A 15,724-nucleotide genomic window follows, 5' to 3' on the forward strand; every position below is an offset into this window, starting at 1 on the left:
GCCGGTCAGTCGGGCAAGCCGTCGAGGACGGCCCGGCTCCCCGAGAGCCCGAGGCGCGTCGCGCCGGCCTCGATCATGCGGACGGCGGCGTCCGCGGTGCGGATTCCCCCGCTCGCCTTGACACCGAGACGGCCGCCGACCGTCTCCGCCATCAGCCGCACAGCGTGCTCGGTGGCACCACCGGCGGGGTGGAAACCCGTCGAGGTCTTCACGAAGTTCGCGCCGGCATTCGCTGCCGCGCGGCACACTTCGACGATCGCCTCGTCCGACAGCGCGGCGGATTCGATGATCACCTTGAGCACAGGATCGAACCCGATCGCTTCGCGCACGGTGAGGATGTCCGCGAGAACCGCGTTGTAGTCCCCTGCCACAGCCGCGCCGATGTCGATCACCATGTCGACCTCGCGGGCCCCTTCCTCCACCGCGAGGCGGGCTTCCGCACCTTTGATCAACGAATGGTGCTTGCCCGAGGGGAAACCGGCTACGGTCGCGATCACGAGGCCCTCGGCGCGGAGCGGAAGCATCGAGGGTGACACGCACACCGCGTACACGCCGAGTTCCCGGGCTTCGTCGACGAGGGCCCGCACCGCCTGCGACGACGCCTCCGGAGCCAGCAGGGTGTGGTCGATCATCGCGGCGACCCGCGAGCGGGTGAGCGTGGTGTCGGACATGACGCCAGCTTTCCACACCCCCAAAGCGGTTGCCGGTCGCGCGCGGTGCAGCCAGACTTGATTGGGTGATCATTCGCCGGGAACTGCCGTCGGACTCGGGTGCTGTATCCGACGTCCATCGCGGGGCCTTCGCCGCCGTCACCTCGCCCGGCCTCGTCCCGGTCGAACCCGGCCTCGTCGACTCCCTCCGCGGCGGACCCGACTGGCTGCCCCCGTTCTCATTGGTGTGCGAGCACGCGACGAACGGCATCGTCGGTCACGTGTGCGCGACCCGCGGCGACCTCGGCGGGTATCCGGCCCTCGCGCTGGGGCCGATCGGGGTGATCCCCGAGATGGCGAGGTTCGGGATCGGGTCGGCTCTGATGCACGCTGTGCTCGGTGCTGCCGATGCGCTCGACGAGTCGATCGTCGTGCTGCTCGGCGACCTCGACTACTACCCCCGGTTCGGGTTCGTGCCCGCCGCGGATCTCGGGATCACGCCCGACGTGGCGGAGTGGGCGTCGCACCTGCAGGCGCGTCCCCTCACCGGCTACCGGCCGGAGATGACGGGCGAGTTCCGGTATCCGTCGGCGTTCTACGGACTCGGCGGGGCCGGGTCGTGAACACCGATAAAAATCGTCTGCCCGGTACCGGGGCGAACCACCCGGCTGACAGCGGTGTGTCCGGGACCGCCCGCACGTTCGATGCCGCGAGCACCGACTTCGAGATACTCACGCCCACCCTGTGGGGACCGGCCGGCCAAGCGCTCGTCTTCCAGCTCGGAGTCGGGCCCGGGGAAGCGGTCCTCGACGCCTGCTGCGGCGCCGGGGCCTCGGCCGTTCCCGCCGCAATGGCGGTCGGGCCTACCGGGCGGGTACACGGGGTCGACATCTCCGACGACCTGCTCGAGCGCGGCCGTCTGCTCGCCGAGACCCGAGCCCTGACCAACATCGATTTCGTGTGCGCCGACGTCACCCGCTGGGAAGCGCCCTCCGACATACCGGATGCGGGCTACGACGCCCTCGCGATCTCCTACGGCGTGTTCTTCCTGCCGGATATGGACGCCGCGTTCTCGCGGCTCGTCGGCCTGGTCCGGCACGGTGGGCGCGTGGGGGTCACGGTGTGGCGGGCGGACGCGATGAGTGACCTGAGGGACGTGGTGTTCGAAGTCGGTGCCCTTCACTCCCCCGAGTTCGCCGAGCGCGCGCCACAGTACGACCGCTCACCGCTGCGCCACATCGATACCCCGACGGCACTCGAGGCGTGGCTCGCCGCCGCCGGTACCCACTCCGTCGAGGTCCGGACGTTGTCCAACCTGATCCCGGCGACCGAGGACCTGTGCTGGGCGCTCGTCGCGGGTACCGGATGGCGGATGGCATTGTCCGGATTGGATGCCGGGCAAGTGGACTCGGTGAAGCAGGACCTGGCCGAGACGATCACCGCGCGGGGTATACACACCGTCGACGCCACGACTCTCGTCGGCACCGCGACCGTCCGGCGGCCTCCGTCGCCGGCGTGAGGCCGAAGTGCCCCGTCCGCGGAAAGCCGATCCGGGGCACCTGAGAGAATCGGATCCATGACGCTTGCTTCCTCGACCGACAACCGCCGCTACGTCCTGACCCTGGGCTGCCCGGATACGACCGGGATCGTCGCCCGGATTTCGACATTCCTCGCGGACGTCGGCGGTTCGATCATGGAAGCCGCGTATCACGCCGACCAGGACAGCGGCTGGTTCTTCACGCGCCAGGCGGTGCGCGCCTCGTCGATCCCGTTCTCGATCGAGGAACTGCGCACCCAATTCGCCGCGGTCGCCGAGGCCATCGGCCCGGAAACCGAATGGACACTCTCGGACACCGGCAAGCGCAAGCGTGTCGTGCTCCTCGTCAGCAAGGAAGCGCATTGTCTGCACGACATCCTGGGCAGGGTCGCGGCCGGCGAACTCGAAGCCGATGTGTGCGCGGTCATCGGAAATCATCCGGAACTCGAGTCCGTCGCCCGTCGGCACGGAATCGATTTCCATTACGTGTCGTTCCCGAAGGACCCCGCCGAGCGGGGACCGGCGTTCGAACAGGTACGCAAACTCGTCGATGCTCACGATCCGCACGCGGTGGTGCTCGCTCGCTTCATGCAGGTGCTGCCGCAGTCGCTGTGCGAGCACTGGGCGGGTCGCGCGATCAACATCCACCACAGCTTTCTTCCGTCGTTCATCGGCGCTCGCCCGTACCACCAGGCGTTCACTCGCGGCGTGAAGCTGATCGGAGCGACCTGCCACTACGTGACCGCCGAACTCGACGCCGGACCGATCATCGAGCAGGACGTCATCCGGGTCAGCCACAGCGACAGCGTCAACGACATGGTGCGCCAGGGTCGCGACGTGGAGAAGCTCGTGCTCGCCCGCGGATTGCGCTGGCACCTCGAGGATCGAGTTCTCGTGCACGACAGCAAGACCGTGGTCTTCAGCTGATTCCGGGCGTCCGCGCTCCCGCTTCCGCCCCTCGGCTCCGGGCGCTCAGCCGACGAGCGCCTGCGCCTTCCCGACGAGATGCAGCAGTTCGTCGTTGACGCGGTCGATTGCCTCGACCGAACTCATGTGTCCCACACCGTCGAGCACGACGAGCCGCTCGAGGTTGCCTGCTTCTTCGAGTACGCGGGCGAGTCGCCGGGCATGGACGGGCGGGGTGAGGCGATCGGCGGTGCCCACGAGCACGGTGGTCGGCACCGTGAGGTTCTGCAGGCCCTCGTGGATGTCGAGTGCACTGAGTGCGTGCCCCCAGCCGCCGCGGGTGCGCGGCGGGCAACCGAGCACGATCTTCTGGCAGAAGGCCACTTCCGGTCCCGTCGCGTTCGGCGACAGCGCGATGTAGCGCAGTGCCCGGGTGGTGACGGACGATTCGACGAGGGGAAGGGTCGCACCCATCACGCGTCGGGCGACCGGCACGGGCACCTTGGGAAAGCGCTGGGGTAGCGGCACGATCGCCGAATCCGCGACGAGATTGTCGGTGCCGGTGCTGGCCAGCAGTACACCGGCGACGCGACGGTCGACCTGGTCGGGATACTTCTCGGCCCACGCGATGATGCTCATGCCGCCCATACTGTGGCCCGCGAGGATCGCTGTGCGCCCGGCCGGCACGGTGGCGTCGAGCACCGAGTTGAGGTCGTCGGCGAGCACGTCCGCTCCGAGCGGCCGTGCGCCCGCGTCGCTGTTGCCGTGGCCTCGCTGGTCGTAGACCACCACGCGGTAGTTCTCCGCGAAGGCGTTGATCTGCGGAGTCCAGTACGCCGCGTTGCACGTCCAGCCGTGGCAGAAGACCAGGGTCTGCGCCTCGGGGTCACCGTAGGCCAGTACGTTCAGGCGTGCCCCGTCGTCGGTCTGCACCTCGATCGTGTCCGGCTCGAGCGTCGGGGGTGAGAGAAGCGCGTGCGGCGAGACGTCTTCCGCGCGAACGACGGTGCGGCGCCGGCGCTGTGAGACGGCCACCCCTGCCGTGACTCCGACGGCGAGCGCCACTCCGGCTGCGATCGGCCACGTCGTGCGCAACGGCTTCTTCACTGATCGTTCTCCTGTTGTGTTGTCGTGCGGGTGAGGTGGGGTACCGGGCGCCAGAGGGCCGTGTCTCAGAGGACCGTGTCTCAGAGGACGTGGGCCTTGCGCAGCAGAAGTGTCGACGGGCCGCCGATCAGGCCCACCTCGTCGAGGAACTCGATCGTGCGGCGGGTCCCGAGTCGCAGCCTGTCCTGGTAGTGGGTGTTCGCCCGCGCTGCGGCTTTCGCCTCGGCGACATCCAGCCCGGCTGCGGCGTACACGCGGTCGTTCACCAGGCTGGTGACCACGAAGTAGGCGCTCACCCCGAGGTGGAGGCGGATCCACGCGCGCTGGAGCCGTGTGGCACGCCCGGCTCGGCGCCGTGTCTCCTCGCGGGCGTAACGGATGTGCCGTGACTCCTCGACGACGTGGATGTGGCTGACCGTGCGGGTGAGCGGCTGAACCCTTTCGTCCCGCATGAAGTCGCGCTGCATCATGTCGAGGATTTCCTCGGCGAACAGGGTGCCACCGTAGGCGAGGGCGCCGTTGGCCACCGCTTTGAAGATGCGGCCGCCTTCCCGGATCCAGCGCTTGGGCCGGTACGAGGGCACACCGAACCGCTGTGCCGACCGCGCGAACATGACGGAGTGCCGGCATTCGTCGGCGATCTCGGTGAGCCCGAACTGGACATACGGCGTGGACGGGTCGCGGCGGTAGAGATCGCGCACGAGCATCTGCATGAGGATCATCTCGAACCAGATACCCGTACCGGCGATACTCGCCGCTTCGTGGTTGGTGAGGGTGATGCGCTGATCCTCGGTCATGCGTTCCCACAGGTCGGTGCCGTAGAGGCTGCACCATTCGGGAGTCATGCCGTATTTACCCTCGAGGATGGGGGCATCCCAATCGATCTCGAACGCCGGATCGTAGGACAGGCGCGCGGACGACTCGAGAAGCCGCTGCGCGGTCTCCTGCCGTTCCTCGTCGTGTGCGTTGTCGCTCGTCGCGGCAGCGGCGTGGACGTCGCGTGCTCGGTTCGTGCGGGTGAGAGTCATGGCCGACCGCCTCGTCTCGGAGATTTACCCGTTACTCGAAGTGTCATTATCTGGATCACACTTGTCAAGGCACGGGCGGACCCGGAGCGACCGGGAGGCGGTGACCACGCGGGCTACCAGCGGCGGCGCTGAACCTCTTCGACGCGCGGCCGTACATCCACGAGGTACACGCACACCGCAACGACCGCGATGATGCCCAGCAGCCCGACGGCCCCGAACAGGATCAGCACCAGCAACGCGGCGACCAGGATCCCGAGCCACACGGACTTGGTGAGCTTGTCGACGGCGGGAAACGCCTCCTTGGGCTGGCGAACAGCATGAAACAGCGCGAACCCGGCTCCCGCGATCGCGATGACCTGCAGTACGAGGATGATCAAACCGGCGAGAGAATCGACATTCGTCACTACCCCAGTCTACGAGAACCGGCTCCCGCGCGACGAAGCGCGGGAGCCGGCGAGGACGAGCGGGCCGTCAGGCGCCGCTGGGCTTGCGCGGCGCAGCCTTCTTGGCGGGCGCCTTGCCTGCGGGACGAGCAGGAGCCTTGGCCGCCGGCTTCGCCGGAGCCTTCGCGGCCGGCTGTGCGGGAGCCTTCGCGGCCGGCTGTGCGGGAGCCTTCGCGGCCGGCTGTGCGGGAGCCTTCGCGGCCGGCTTTGCCGGAGTCTTCTTCGCCGGCGTCGTCGTGACCGGAGTTACGGGCTTCGGCGCCACCGCGTCCTCGACCGACTCGGTGATGTTTCCGGCAGTCTTCCCCACTTCGGACTTCGCCGAGCCGACGCGATCTGCGGCTTCGGATCCGGCCTCTCGCGCCTGGTCGCCGAGTTCGAGCACCCGGAGGGCGGCTTCGTCACCGGCGTCGGAGATGGCACCGCCCACGCCTTCACTGGTGTCGGAGATCCGGCCGGCTGCCAGACCCGCGAGCTTGGCAGCCTGCTCACCGACCGCACGGGTCTGCCGCGCCACTGTTCCCAGCGTTTCTTCGGTGAGATCGACGGCATCTCCGAACGCCGCCTCTGCCCGGCCGAGGCCTTCTTCGACGGCGGGTTGCTTGCGGAGGCGCTCGATGGTCTGCTCGCCACGCTCCGCGAGAGCGGTGTAGAGGTCGGACGCCACCTTGAGGTACGCCTCGGCCACGCTGCGCAGCTCGTCGGCGGTGAAACGCTCTCGCAGCTCTGCGATGTCTTCGGGGAGTTCGGAGGGCAGACCCGCGAGGCGTTCCCGGAGGGACTCGACAGTCTCGGTCAGGTCGGCCGGAAGGGTGGTGAGCTTCTCGCGCGCCGTCCCGACACGGTCGTTCACGTCGACCTGTGCGTTTTCGGCGCGCTCGCGAACCTGCGCGACGACGTCGGCCACCGCGTGCACAACGGCGTCGCCTGCGCCGACGGCCGCGAAGAGTGAGGTACGGATTGCTGCGTTCGGATCGGTCATGTCAGTTCTCCTCGTCGAAGTCTGTCTGGTGCCGGATGTCGCTCCCGGCGTCTGGTGCCGTCTCGGTAAGAGCCGCCTGGTTCTCACGGCAGAACGAGTCGTAGATGTCGAACAGAACCTGCCGCTGCCGCTCGGTCAGGAGCGGATCTCCCAGAAGCGCATCCCGAAAAGCGCTCTCGGGCCGGTCTTCGAGAATTCCGGCCCGCACGTAGAGCACCTCGGCCGACAACCGGAGCCCCTTCGCGATCTGCGCGAGCACTTCGGCCGAAGGCTTGCGCAAGCCACGCTCGATCTGACTCAGGTACGGGTTGCTGACGCCGGCCAGCTTCGACAACTGCCGAAGCGAGACCTGCGCTCCTTCTCGCTGCGCCCGAATGAAGCTTCCGATGTCCTGCGCAGCAGAATTCACCACGCGTGACGCAATATCCCCCGGCCCGGCGCTGCCTCCGTCCGCGACACCGTCGCTGGTGTCGGTCCGGTCGCTCGGATCCGCGGTTTTGCTCGGACCCCCTGCACTGCCCGGGCTCACCGCACTGCTCGCACTCGTATCGGTGCCCGGGCGGGGGTCGTCTGGACTGTCATCGGTGGACACGACTCTCACGGTACGCACGGGTGCTAGCTGTAGCAAGCACTCTGCTAGCAAGTGACCGGGATCACGCGAACAGCAACTCCGAGATCGTGTAAATGGCAAGACCCGCCAGGGAGCCCACCACGGTGCCGTTGATCCGGATGAACTGCAGGTCCCGGCCCACCGCGAGTTCGATCTTGCGACTCGCTTCTTCCGCGTCCCAGCGCTCGACGGTCTCGCGGATCACCGACGTGATCTCGTCGGCGTAGTTGGACGCGACGAAGCGCACCGCGTCGAGCAACCAGCCGTCGACCTTCGCGCGCAACTCGTGGTCCTCCCGCAGCCGGACACCGAGAGCCATGACATTCTCGGCGACCTTCGTGCGCAGCGTGCTGTTCGGATCGTCGACCGAATCGAGAATCATCCGCTTCGCGGTACGCCACGTGGCGCCCGCGAGCTGGGTCACTTCGTCACGGCCCATGATCTCGGCCTTGACCTTTTCGGCTTTGGCGATCGTCGCCGGGTCGCTCTGCAGATCACGTGCGTAGTCGGCGAGGAACTTGTTGACCGCCAGGCGAACTTCGTGGTCGGGATCGGATCTGACCTTCCATGTGAACTCCACGAGTTCACGGTGGATCTTCTCCCCGAGCAGAAGGTCGACGAACTTCGGCGACCACGACGGGGAATCCCGGCTGATGACCCGGTCGATGGTTTCCTGACTGCCCAGTGCCCACTGGTGTGCGCGTTCGGCCAGCATCTCCACCAGGGGCAGATGCCGGTTCTCGTCGACGAGTTCGGAGAGCACGCGCCCGAGAGGCGGTCCCCATTCCGGTTCCGCGATCCGCTTGACGATCGTGTTGTCGATGATCTGCTGGATGTCGTCCTCGCGCAGCACACCGACCACTCCACGCAGGATTGTGGAGGTCTCCTTCGCGACGCGCTCCGCGTGCGCCGGTTCGGCCATCCATGTCCCGACACGCAGGGGAATCTGCGCCGATTCGACTTTCGCCGAGACCACCTCGGGCGCCAGGAAATTGGTGCCGACGAACGAACTCAGGCTCGCACCGAGCTGATCCTTCTTCTTCTTGATGATCGCGGTGTGCGGAATGGGAATGCCCATCGGATGCCGGAACAGCGCGGTGACGGCGAACCAGTCCGCGAGCGCACCGACCATGCCGGCCTCCGACGCGGCGCGCACATAACCCACCCACGGACCCGCCCCGCGGGTCTCCTGCCATCGACAGAACAGGTAGATGACGGCAGCCACGACCAGGAACCCGGTTGCGACCGTCTTCATCCGGCGGAGGTCGCGGCGTTTGACGTCATCATCGATATTCATGAACTGCACCCCTCGATTGTGCCCAAGTTCTGCCCGGCGGGCGCGAATGCGCGACGCATGACCGGTGCGGGCGAGGCGCTCACCGTAGACTGAGCCGACGATCGAACCGAACGGATGTGCCCAACAGTGTCGAGCAACCTGCCCCAGACGCCTTCGTCCTCCCGCACCACCGAGGACCTACCGACGAAGCAGGACGGCCGTAAACGCCGTTGGCACGAACACAAGATCGCCCGGCGCGAGGAACTCGTGGACGGCACCATCAACGCCATCCGGGCGCGCGGGCACGACATCGGCATGGACGAGATCGCGACCGAGATCGGCGTCTCCAAAACCGTGCTGTACCGGTACTTCACCGACAAGAACGACCTGACGAGCGCGACGATGATGCGGTACGTCGAGACGATTCTCGCCCCGCGCATCTATGCCGCTGTCGCCGAGGATCTCGACGAATACGCACTGACCCGAGTGGCGATCTCGGCGTACGTCGAAACGGTGGGCACCGATCCCGAGGTCTACCTGTACGTCATGTCGAACAGCTCGTCGGCGAGCCGCGACGTGGTCGCCGACTCCGAACGGATGATCGCCGAACTGGTGGCGACCGTCCTGGGTGAGCGGCTTCGCCTGCTCGAAATGGACTCGGGCGGGTCGGTGCCCTGGGCGTACGGCATCGTCGGTTCGATCCAGCTCGCCACGCACTGGTGGATTTCGAACAAGTCGATGACGGCCGAGGACCTGATCGACTACCTCACGATGATGGTGTGGGGCGGGATCACGGGAATTGCCGCAGTGGCGGGTTCGCCGAAGCGGTTCAAATCCCAGCCCCATCCGCTGCTGCCCGAGCATCCGGCGCACTGAACGGACATCCACCGAATCGCTTTACTGTTACCCGAAGTTGCACGTATAGTCCGGGGCATGTCAGAGCCTGATACCGACCACGACGACGCCGCCGGCTACCGAGGGCCCGCCGACGTCGTCGTGGCCGACGAGCGTGCGACGATCGACGTACAACTGTCGGGCCGCTTCGATCCCCTGCTCGGGCGCCATGTGTGGCGCGGCAGGCTACGACGCCTCGCGGAGTCGCTCCCGCCCGGCACCGAACTCCGTCCGGGAACCGAGGTGGCCATCACGGTGCCCGGATCCGACGGACCCGCGGTCGCCCGCATCAGCGAAACGGACCTGTGGGGCAGCCACATGGTCGACGGCATCTCCCGGCCACCCTACGGAGAGCATCCCGCCTGATCCCCCGCCGTATGGCAGGCTCGTCGCATGGGAACGAAAAACGAAGCGCCCTGGCACACTCCGGTAGTCGAGGCGTTGCGAGCAGGTCCCGGAACCCGCGTCGCCGAACTCGACACGAACGGCACACCGGGGTTCGACGGTGACAAGGCCCTCGGGGAACGCCTCCTCGAGGAACGCGGGGCGGTCCTGTCCGACTTGCAGGGAAAACTGTTCGCCAACGGACGCAGCGGAGACCCCCGGTCGGTACTGCTGATCCTGCAGGGGATGGACACCGCGGGCAAAGGCGGCATGGTGCGCCACGTCATCGGTCACGTCGATCCCCAGGGAGTCGACCACACCGCGTTCGGAGTCCCGACCCCCGAAGAGAAGCGCCACCACTTCCTGTGGCGCATCATCAAAGCCCTCCCCCGAGGTGGCCAGCTCGGCGTGTTCGACCGGTCACATTACGAAGACGTGCTCGTCGCACGCGTGCGATCCCTCGTTCCCGAGAGTGTCTGGCGCAGGCGGTACGACGAGATCAACCAGTTCGAACGAGAGATCACCGACATCGGAACCACCATCGTGAAGGTCGCCTTGTTCGTCTCGCTCGACGAGCAGAAGAAGCGGCTCACGGAACGGCTCGAGCGACCCGACAAGTACTGGAAATACGACCCCTCGGACGTGACCGAACGAGCCGTCTGGCCGCAGTACCAAGAGGCCTACCAGGACATGCTCGACAAGACGAACACCGACTACGCGCCGTGGTACGTCATTCCGTGCGACCGCAAGTGGTACAGCCGTATTGCTGTCACCGAGTTGCTCATCGACGCATTCGAGGGGCTCGACCTGGACTGGCCCGAACCGACATTCGATATCGAGGTCGAGAAACGGCGACTCGCGGAGGCCTGATCGACCACCGCGAGTTGTCGTTGCACTCGGAAGAGGTGGGACCCCGTCAGAAGAGATGGGGCGTGTCGAGGTGTTTCCTGCGGTCTCGCCGGACGGTTCCGGCCATCATTCCGACTGCCAGCGCCAGGGCCACGAACACCCCGATCGCGCTGGCCAGAGCCCCTGCTTCGTGGCCGCTGCCGGCAGCGAAGAGCGCCAGGGCGATCATCGTTATCGCGATCAGCACCAATCCATATCCGACCCACGCGACAAAAAGGTTGAGCTTCATGGCCGAACTCCCTCCCAGCGGGTGGTGTCATCCGTTGCCGCCGACGCTACCCGTGCGTGAGCGACGTCACAAGGTGGCACCATACGGTCGTATGTACGTTTCGCGCTCGGCGCTCCCTCCGGTCGCTCCGTGACCACCCCGGACGACCCGAATGACCCCGGTTCCAGGTCCGGTGGCGAAGCAGTAGACCCGGACGGCCGCAACGAGACACCGCTCGAAGGCCTGGACCGGAATTGGTCGAACCTCCTCCAGGAACTGCGGGTCGTGCAGACCGGCGTCCAGGTCCTCACCGGTCTGCTGCTCACCCTGCCGTTCCAGGCCCGGTTCGACGACCTGTCCACCTACCAGTACGGCGTTTATCTCGTGACGTTGCTCGCCTCCGTCTTCGCCACCGTGTTTCTCGTCGCGCCCGTGGTCATGCATCGTCTCCTGTTCCGTCGGGGACAACTTCCGCGCCTCGTTGCCACGGGGCACGTGTATACGCTCGCCGGCATCGTCTTTCTCGGCATCTCCCTCACCGGCGCAGTCGTCCTCGTGGTCGGAATCCTTCTCGGCGACATCCTCGCCCTCATCGTCGGAGGAGTGACCACCCTGCTGTTCGTATGGGCGTGGTTGCTGTACCCGTGGCGGTTCCGGTGAGTGCCGTCAGTGCGCGTCGGGCAGCACGTCGTAGCGAAGCACCGCGAACTCTCCGTTGCGATCGAGTTCTCTCAGCCGCATCTCGACGTGCCGGGGCAGCAACGGTTTACCAGCTCCGATGGTCACCGGTGCAAACGACACGATCAGTTCGTGCAGCAGACCGTGCTCGGCGAACTGGCCTGCCAGATCTCCGCCACCGACCATCCACAGGTCCCGCCCACCGGCCGCGTCGGCCATCTCGGCGTAGACCTCGCGTACGTCGCTCTGCGTGAAGCGGATGTCCCCCGGCCCGTTCGGTCCGCTCGCGACGGGAAGGTCGTCTCGATGCGTGAACACCCAGCACGGAATGTCGAACTCCCATTTGTCGATTCCCGCATGGTCCAGCACCCAGCGATAGCTCGTGGATCCCGTCACCATCGCTCCGATCCCCGCGATGAACTCCTGGTATCCGGCAGGGCCTCGCTCGTCGGTCTCCCGGGAGAGCAGCCAGTCGAGCGAATCATCGGCTGTCGCAAGGAAACCGTCGAGAGTACTTGCGGTGTAGTAGCTCATGCGGGTCATGGCGTGGTCCTTTCCGGGCCGGGTGCGAATGCGGCAGAAGAGAAGTGCCAGTCGAGGGGATCGCCGTGGTCGACGCTGCGGCCGGCGGCTCGAAGCATGTGACGGACGAGTTGCCTCCGATGCGCCGAGAACGTGAGCACGTGGGCGACCACTCCACCGAGGACGAAGCTCTGCGGTGGCTCACAGAGTGCGTCGATCAGCCGGTCACCCCAGGCGCCGCGGCGATCGATGTCCCGCACGGCGTCGGCCCATCTCGGCGCCACCTCGTCGAACCGGCGGAAGAGGGACTCCGGGTCGTGCCCACCACGGTCCGGTTGGTCGCCTCCCGCCATCGATGCGAGCCAGATCTCCTTGGTCCACACGAGATTCCCGAGAACCCGGCCGATCGATTCCTCCGGACCGTCCCATTCGAGCACCACGAGTCCGGGAAAACGACAGCGCTCGTATTCCGTGTCGTCCAGTTCGCGGGCAATGTCGAGCAGCGCGCGCGTGTCGTCGAGATCGTGATGCACGAGGTGTGCCACGACCTCCGACCTGAAATGCCTCCCGGCGGGGGCGATCCCGTCCTCGAGCCACAGGTTCATGGGCGGGTGGAAATGCACTCCGTTCGGTGCCGCCAGCCAATGCGCGCGACCGTTCTGTGACGAGGTCCTCGCCGTCGCGCTGGGCGGATATCCGTACGCACGTGCATACGCGCGCCCGAACCCTTCGACGCTGCTGTAACCGGCCCCGAACGCGGCATCGGTGACGCCGACGCCGTTGCCCAGTTGCCAGGCTGCGCGTTCGAGCATCACTCTCCGCCGCAGTGCCACCGGGGACTCCCCGGTACCCACACCGAACTGGCGTGTGAAGTGCCAGGGGGACGCGTACGCGCCCTGTGCCATCTGTTCGAGATTGACGTTGTTCTCGTCGAGCACCGCGTCGAGAAGTTCACGCAAGCGGTCGCGCCGGGGCTCGGACAGCCGGGTTTCGGACATAGGACCAGTCTGACCGCCTACGGGCAGCCGCGCTTGACCGTTCTTGCCGAATCCGGCGGGCGACAGTCACCCCGGCAGCGTCTCACCGCCGATAGGAGCGAGCACTTCCCCGCTGTAATAGGAGGACATCGTCTCGGAAGCGAAGAAGACGTACGACGGCGCAATTTCGTCGGGTTGTGCGGCCCGGCCGTACGGTGCCTGCTGACCGAACTCGGACACTTTCTCCGCGTCCATCGTCGCGGGAATCAGCGGGGTCCACACCGGTCCCGGTGCGACACAGTTGACCCGGATCCCGCGGTCGCTCAGTGCCTGCGCGAGCGAATAGGTCAACGCAATGACAGCGCCCTTGGTCGCCGAGTAGTCGATCAGTGTCTTGTTACCGCGCAGCCCGTTGACCGACGCGGTGTTGATAACCGCGCCACCCCGGGGAAGGTGCGGCAGCGCGGCCTTGGTGACATGGAAGAAGCTGTCGATATTGACGGCGAAGGTCCTTCGCCACTGCTCGTCGTCGAGTTCCGCGAAGTCGTCGACCGGCTGTTGGGTACCGACATTGTTGACGACGATGTCCAGACCACCCATTGCGGCCGCGGCCTCCGCGACAACCGTGCGGCAATGACCCGGGTCCGCGAGATCTCCGGGGTACAGGTGGCATGCGCGTCCTTCCGCCTCCACGAGAGCGGCGGTGTGCTCGGCGTCCTCCTGTTCCTCCAGGTAGGCGATCGCCACGTCCGCACCTTCCTTCGCGAAGGCCACCGCGACCGCCCGGCCGATCCCGGAGTCCCCTCCGGTGATCAAAGCTCGCCGGCCGGCGAGCAATTCCCTGCCGCGATAGTCGCGCATCTCGTCGCGGGGGCGTTCCGCCATGTCGGCCGTATCGCCCGGATAGTCGATGGTGTGCGGTTTCCGTTCCTTGTCGTCTGCCATAGCGAGCGGTTACCCCCTGCACCCGTCGGCACACGTATTCGTTTCCGCCGGGCCTGCCAGGGGTAACCGGCGTGTATGTCTGATGTGATCCGGCCCTGCGACCTGTCCGCCGCTTCTCTGCCGACCCCGCGGGGGCCGATCTCCGCCGCCGTCGTCGAACGGCTGACCCGTCCCGTCGATGCCGCTGCCTGGCAGATCACGGTGAGTGACGCCGACCCGTACGGCGACGATGTCCAACTGGCCCTGACGGTGCTCTACGAGTTGCACTACCGCGGTTTCGACGGTGTCGACGCGTCGTGGGAGTGGGCAGCGGGACCCCTGGGTGTGCGCGCCGACCTCGAGCGCCTCTTCCTCGCACAGTTGCGCGCAGATGTTCCTGTGGGAGACGACACGGACGCGACGTTCGACGCGCTCTGCCACGAGCCGAAGGACGCCTGGGGCGTCTCGCACGAACTTGCGGAACGCGGAACGTGGGACCAGATCCGCGAGTTCTTCGTACACCGCTCGATCTACCACCTGAAGGAAGCGGATCCGCATGCGTTCGCCATTCCCCGCCTGCGAGGCCGTGCGAAAGCGGCACTTGTCGCGGTCGAATTCGACGAGTACGGCGGTGGTCGCGCCGACAGGATGCACTCCCGCCTGTACGCCGATCTGCTGAAAGCGGCCGACCTGGACGAGAGCTACCTCGGTTACCTCGACGCCGTGCCGGCCGTCACGCTCGCGACCGTCAACATCATGTCGCTCTGCGGGCTGCACCGAGCGCACATGCCGATGCTCGTGGGGATGTTCACCGCTGCGGAGATCACCACCGCTCCGAGTGCCCGGCGGATGGTGTCGGCCCTGGAACGTCTCGGCGCAGACCCCGCATGCGTCACGTTCTACACCGAGCACATCGAAGCGGATGCCGTGCACGAACTGGTGCTGCGGCACGACGTGGTTGGTGATCTGATCGCCGCTGACCCCCAGTGCGCGAGCGATATCGTGTTCGGCGCGGAGGCCGCGGAGTTTCTCGAAGGCCGCCTCGCACGCCACCTGCTCGACAGCTGGTCGAAGGGCTCGACGTCGCTTCGTGCGCCCCTCGACGAAATCGCTCCGGTGGACCAGCGCGTGAGCTGATCCACCGGAGCGGTCCGACGGGTGAGTCGTATCAGTCGAGGACGCCAGGCTCGTGGGTCGGGGTTCCGCCCGACCCACGAAGCCGGCGGTGACGCAAATTGATCGTGATCAACGCCGCGCCGGTCGAGAGGAGCGCTGCAGCAATGACGACGGCGACCACCGTCCAGCCGGCGAACCCGTCTCCTGCAGCGAAGAGCGCCATGGCGACGACGGCAATGCTCGCAAGAACGCACACGTAGCCGATCCATCCCGCTACCCGGGAGCCTGTGGTCGGCGGCTCGTGCCTCGATGTGTTGGTCATAGTGGTTTGTACCCCTTCGTGCGGCTCGACAAAACTCGGCTGATCGAAACAAGTTCCCCCGCAGTGTGATCCGGTTCAGGGCGGAATCCGGCGCCCGATCGACTCGGTGCTGTGAGGTCGATGCGGCACCCGCGCGCAGAAGAATAGGGGCCGCGCGCCGGAGGGGAAACGGGCCGCCGCCCCCCGATAAAAGAGGGGTTGGTGCGCGAGCCCCCCACGCGAACCCGACCCGCAAACCGAGCAGCCACGCG

Annotated in this window: 20 protein-coding genes; 8 read left to right on the forward strand and 12 right to left on the reverse strand. The window is 66.7% G+C overall.

Features of this window, described 5'->3' with window-relative positions:
* Positions 1–5 precede the first annotated feature (5 nt).
* Positions 6–671, reverse strand: coding sequence for a deoxyribose-phosphate aldolase (deoC, locus tag ACFWU2_RS17320; RefSeq protein WP_169651287.1), 666 nt, complete (start codon positions 669–671; stop codon positions 6–8).
* Positions 672–736: 65 nt separating this feature from the next.
* On the opposite strand from deoC, the gene ACFWU2_RS17325 reads away from it, so the two are divergent.
* From ACFWU2_RS17325 to purU, 3 genes are read left to right on the forward strand one after another with little or no spacing between them, the layout of a single operon-like run.
* Positions 737–1,273, forward strand: coding sequence for a GNAT family N-acetyltransferase (locus ACFWU2_RS17325; protein ID WP_378608373.1), 537 nt, complete (start codon positions 737–739; stop codon positions 1,271–1,273).
* Between the two features lie 56 nt (positions 1,274–1,329).
* Positions 1,330–2,169: a class I SAM-dependent methyltransferase gene (locus ACFWU2_RS17330; RefSeq protein ID WP_378608738.1), complete on the forward strand. Its 840-nt coding sequence runs from the start codon at positions 1,330–1,332 to the stop codon at positions 2,167–2,169.
* A 57-nt stretch (positions 2,170–2,226) separates the two neighbouring features.
* Positions 2,227–3,114, forward strand: a complete 888-nt coding sequence (purU, locus tag ACFWU2_RS17335; protein WP_378608376.1) for a formyltetrahydrofolate deformylase — start codon at positions 2,227–2,229, stop codon at positions 3,112–3,114.
* Positions 3,115–3,159: 45 nt separating this feature from the next.
* Here purU and ACFWU2_RS17340 read toward each other — a convergent pair whose 3' ends face one another.
* The 6 genes from ACFWU2_RS17340 to ACFWU2_RS17365 all read right to left on the reverse strand — a co-directional run bounded on the left by ACFWU2_RS17340 (position 3,160) and on the right by ACFWU2_RS17365 (position 8,560).
* The gene (locus tag ACFWU2_RS17340) at positions 3,160–4,200 is read right to left on the reverse strand and encodes an alpha/beta fold hydrolase (RefSeq protein WP_378608379.1); all 1,041 of its coding nucleotides are present in this window, start codon (positions 4,198–4,200) and stop codon (positions 3,160–3,162) included.
* A gap of 80 nt (positions 4,201–4,280) precedes the next feature.
* A complete protein-coding gene (locus ACFWU2_RS17345; protein WP_378608382.1) occupies positions 4,281–5,228 on the reverse strand; it encodes a diiron oxygenase in 948 nt (315 codons plus the stop codon).
* 113 nt (positions 5,229–5,341) lie between these two features.
* A complete protein-coding gene (locus tag ACFWU2_RS17350) occupies positions 5,342–5,632 on the reverse strand; it encodes a DUF2516 family protein (protein WP_378608385.1) in 291 nt (96 codons plus the stop codon).
* Positions 5,633–5,699: 67 nt separating this feature from the next.
* On the reverse strand, positions 5,700–6,653 hold the full coding sequence (locus tag ACFWU2_RS17355) for a heparin-binding hemagglutinin (RefSeq protein WP_378608387.1): 954 nt from the start codon (positions 6,651–6,653) through the stop codon (positions 5,700–5,702).
* Between the two features lies 1 nt (position 6,654).
* Complete coding sequence (locus ACFWU2_RS17360; protein ID WP_378608741.1) at positions 6,655–7,077, reverse strand: helix-turn-helix domain-containing protein; 423 nt, start codon at positions 7,075–7,077, stop codon at positions 6,655–6,657.
* Between the two features lie 229 nt (positions 7,078–7,306).
* Positions 7,307–8,560: a DUF445 domain-containing protein gene (locus ACFWU2_RS17365; RefSeq protein ID WP_378608390.1), complete on the reverse strand. Its 1,254-nt coding sequence runs from the start codon at positions 8,558–8,560 to the stop codon at positions 7,307–7,309.
* Positions 8,561–8,674: 114 nt separating this feature from the next.
* On the opposite strand from ACFWU2_RS17365, the gene ACFWU2_RS17370 reads away from it, so the two are divergent.
* Genes ACFWU2_RS17370 through ACFWU2_RS17380 form a run of 3 tightly spaced genes read left to right on the forward strand, consistent with a single transcriptional unit; the run spans position 8,675 to position 10,687 of the window.
* Positions 8,675–9,415: a TetR/AcrR family transcriptional regulator gene (locus ACFWU2_RS17370; RefSeq protein ID WP_378608393.1), complete on the forward strand. Its 741-nt coding sequence runs from the start codon at positions 8,675–8,677 to the stop codon at positions 9,413–9,415.
* Between the two features lie 57 nt (positions 9,416–9,472).
* Positions 9,473–9,799 (forward strand): DUF4873 domain-containing protein, encoded by a 327-nt coding sequence (locus ACFWU2_RS17375; RefSeq protein WP_378608395.1) that lies wholly within the window; start codon positions 9,473–9,475, stop codon positions 9,797–9,799.
* A 27-nt stretch (positions 9,800–9,826) separates the two neighbouring features.
* On the forward strand, positions 9,827–10,687 hold the full coding sequence (locus ACFWU2_RS17380; RefSeq protein ID WP_378608398.1) for a polyphosphate kinase 2 family protein: 861 nt from the start codon (positions 9,827–9,829) through the stop codon (positions 10,685–10,687).
* A gap of 46 nt (positions 10,688–10,733) precedes the next feature.
* On the opposite strand, the gene ACFWU2_RS17385 is transcribed toward ACFWU2_RS17380, so the two are convergent.
* Positions 10,734–10,955, reverse strand: a complete 222-nt coding sequence (locus tag ACFWU2_RS17385) for a hypothetical protein (RefSeq protein WP_378608401.1) — start codon at positions 10,953–10,955, stop codon at positions 10,734–10,736.
* 129 nt (positions 10,956–11,084) lie between these two features.
* On the opposite strand from ACFWU2_RS17385, the gene ACFWU2_RS17390 reads away from it, so the two are divergent.
* Positions 11,085–11,594 carry a DUF6328 family protein gene (locus tag ACFWU2_RS17390; RefSeq protein ID WP_378608404.1) on the forward strand — a complete coding sequence of 170 codons (510 nt, stop codon included), beginning with the start codon at positions 11,085–11,087 and terminating at the stop codon, positions 11,592–11,594.
* A 6-nt stretch (positions 11,595–11,600) separates the two neighbouring features.
* Here ACFWU2_RS17390 and ACFWU2_RS17395 read toward each other — a convergent pair whose 3' ends face one another.
* The 3 genes from ACFWU2_RS17395 to ACFWU2_RS17405 all read right to left on the reverse strand — a co-directional run bounded on the left by ACFWU2_RS17395 (position 11,601) and on the right by ACFWU2_RS17405 (position 14,056).
* Positions 11,601–12,155, reverse strand: a complete 555-nt coding sequence (locus ACFWU2_RS17395; RefSeq protein WP_378608406.1) for a dihydrofolate reductase family protein — start codon at positions 12,153–12,155, stop codon at positions 11,601–11,603.
* A complete protein-coding gene (locus ACFWU2_RS17400; protein ID WP_378608409.1) occupies positions 12,152–13,132 on the reverse strand; it encodes a helix-turn-helix domain-containing protein in 981 nt (326 codons plus the stop codon). The genes ACFWU2_RS17395 and ACFWU2_RS17400 overlap by 4 nt, the downstream gene beginning before the upstream one ends.
* Before the next feature lie 66 nt (positions 13,133–13,198).
* The gene (locus ACFWU2_RS17405; RefSeq protein ID WP_378608411.1) at positions 13,199–14,056 is read right to left on the reverse strand and encodes an SDR family oxidoreductase; all 858 of its coding nucleotides are present in this window, start codon (positions 14,054–14,056) and stop codon (positions 13,199–13,201) included.
* Positions 14,057–14,131: 75 nt separating this feature from the next.
* On the opposite strand from ACFWU2_RS17405, the gene ACFWU2_RS17410 reads away from it, so the two are divergent.
* Positions 14,132–15,172: an iron-containing redox enzyme family protein gene (locus ACFWU2_RS17410; protein WP_378608415.1), complete on the forward strand. Its 1,041-nt coding sequence runs from the start codon at positions 14,132–14,134 to the stop codon at positions 15,170–15,172.
* A 31-nt stretch (positions 15,173–15,203) separates the two neighbouring features.
* Here the strand turns inward: ACFWU2_RS17410 and ACFWU2_RS17415 are convergent, their stop codons facing one another.
* Positions 15,204–15,473 carry a hypothetical protein gene (locus ACFWU2_RS17415; RefSeq protein WP_378608417.1) on the reverse strand — a complete coding sequence of 90 codons (270 nt, stop codon included), beginning with the start codon at positions 15,471–15,473 and terminating at the stop codon, positions 15,204–15,206.
* Positions 15,474–15,724 lie beyond the last annotated feature (251 nt).

This window comes from Rhodococcus sp. NPDC058639, from assembly GCF_042717545.1.
Classification (GTDB): Bacteria; Actinomycetota; Actinomycetes; order Mycobacteriales; family Mycobacteriaceae; genus Rhodococcus.

What these genes read in the sequence shown, in the direction of transcription:
- ACFWU2_RS17345 (WP_378608382.1), bottom strand. Translation starts at nt 5,228, where the DNA reads ATGACTCTCACCCGCACGAACCGAGCACGCGACGTCCACGCCGCTGCC.
- ACFWU2_RS17410 (WP_378608415.1), top strand. Translation starts at nt 14,132, where the DNA reads ATGTCTGATGTGATCCGGCCCTGCGACCTGTCCGCCGCTTCTCTGCCG.
- ACFWU2_RS17405 (WP_378608411.1), bottom strand. Translation starts at nt 14,056, where the DNA reads ATGGCAGACGACAAGGAACGGAAACCGCACACCATCGACTATCCGGGC.
- ACFWU2_RS17370 (WP_378608393.1), top strand. Translation starts at nt 8,675, where the DNA reads ATGTGCCCAACAGTGTCGAGCAACCTGCCCCAGACGCCTTCGTCCTCC.
- ACFWU2_RS17365 (WP_378608390.1), bottom strand. Translation starts at nt 8,560, where the DNA reads ATGAATATCGATGATGACGTCAAACGCCGCGACCTCCGCCGGATGAAG.
- ACFWU2_RS17380 (WP_378608398.1), top strand. Translation starts at nt 9,827, where the DNA reads ATGGGAACGAAAAACGAAGCGCCCTGGCACACTCCGGTAGTCGAGGCG.
- purU (WP_378608376.1), top strand. Translation starts at nt 2,227, where the DNA reads ATGACGCTTGCTTCCTCGACCGACAACCGCCGCTACGTCCTGACCCTG.
- ACFWU2_RS17355 (WP_378608387.1), bottom strand. Translation starts at nt 6,653, where the DNA reads ATGACCGATCCGAACGCAGCAATCCGTACCTCACTCTTCGCGGCCGTC.
- ACFWU2_RS17400 (WP_378608409.1), bottom strand. Translation starts at nt 13,132, where the DNA reads ATGTCCGAAACCCGGCTGTCCGAGCCCCGGCGCGACCGCTTGCGTGAA.
- deoC (WP_169651287.1), bottom strand. Translation starts at nt 671, where the DNA reads ATGTCCGACACCACGCTCACCCGCTCGCGGGTCGCCGCGATGATCGAC.
- ACFWU2_RS17385 (WP_378608401.1), bottom strand. Translation starts at nt 10,955, where the DNA reads ATGAAGCTCAACCTTTTTGTCGCGTGGGTCGGATATGGATTGGTGCTG.
- ACFWU2_RS17415 (WP_378608417.1), bottom strand. Translation starts at nt 15,473, where the DNA reads ATGACCAACACATCGAGGCACGAGCCGCCGACCACAGGCTCCCGGGTA.
- ACFWU2_RS17375 (WP_378608395.1), top strand. Translation starts at nt 9,473, where the DNA reads ATGTCAGAGCCTGATACCGACCACGACGACGCCGCCGGCTACCGAGGG.
- ACFWU2_RS17395 (WP_378608406.1), bottom strand. Translation starts at nt 12,155, where the DNA reads ATGACCCGCATGAGCTACTACACCGCAAGTACTCTCGACGGTTTCCTT.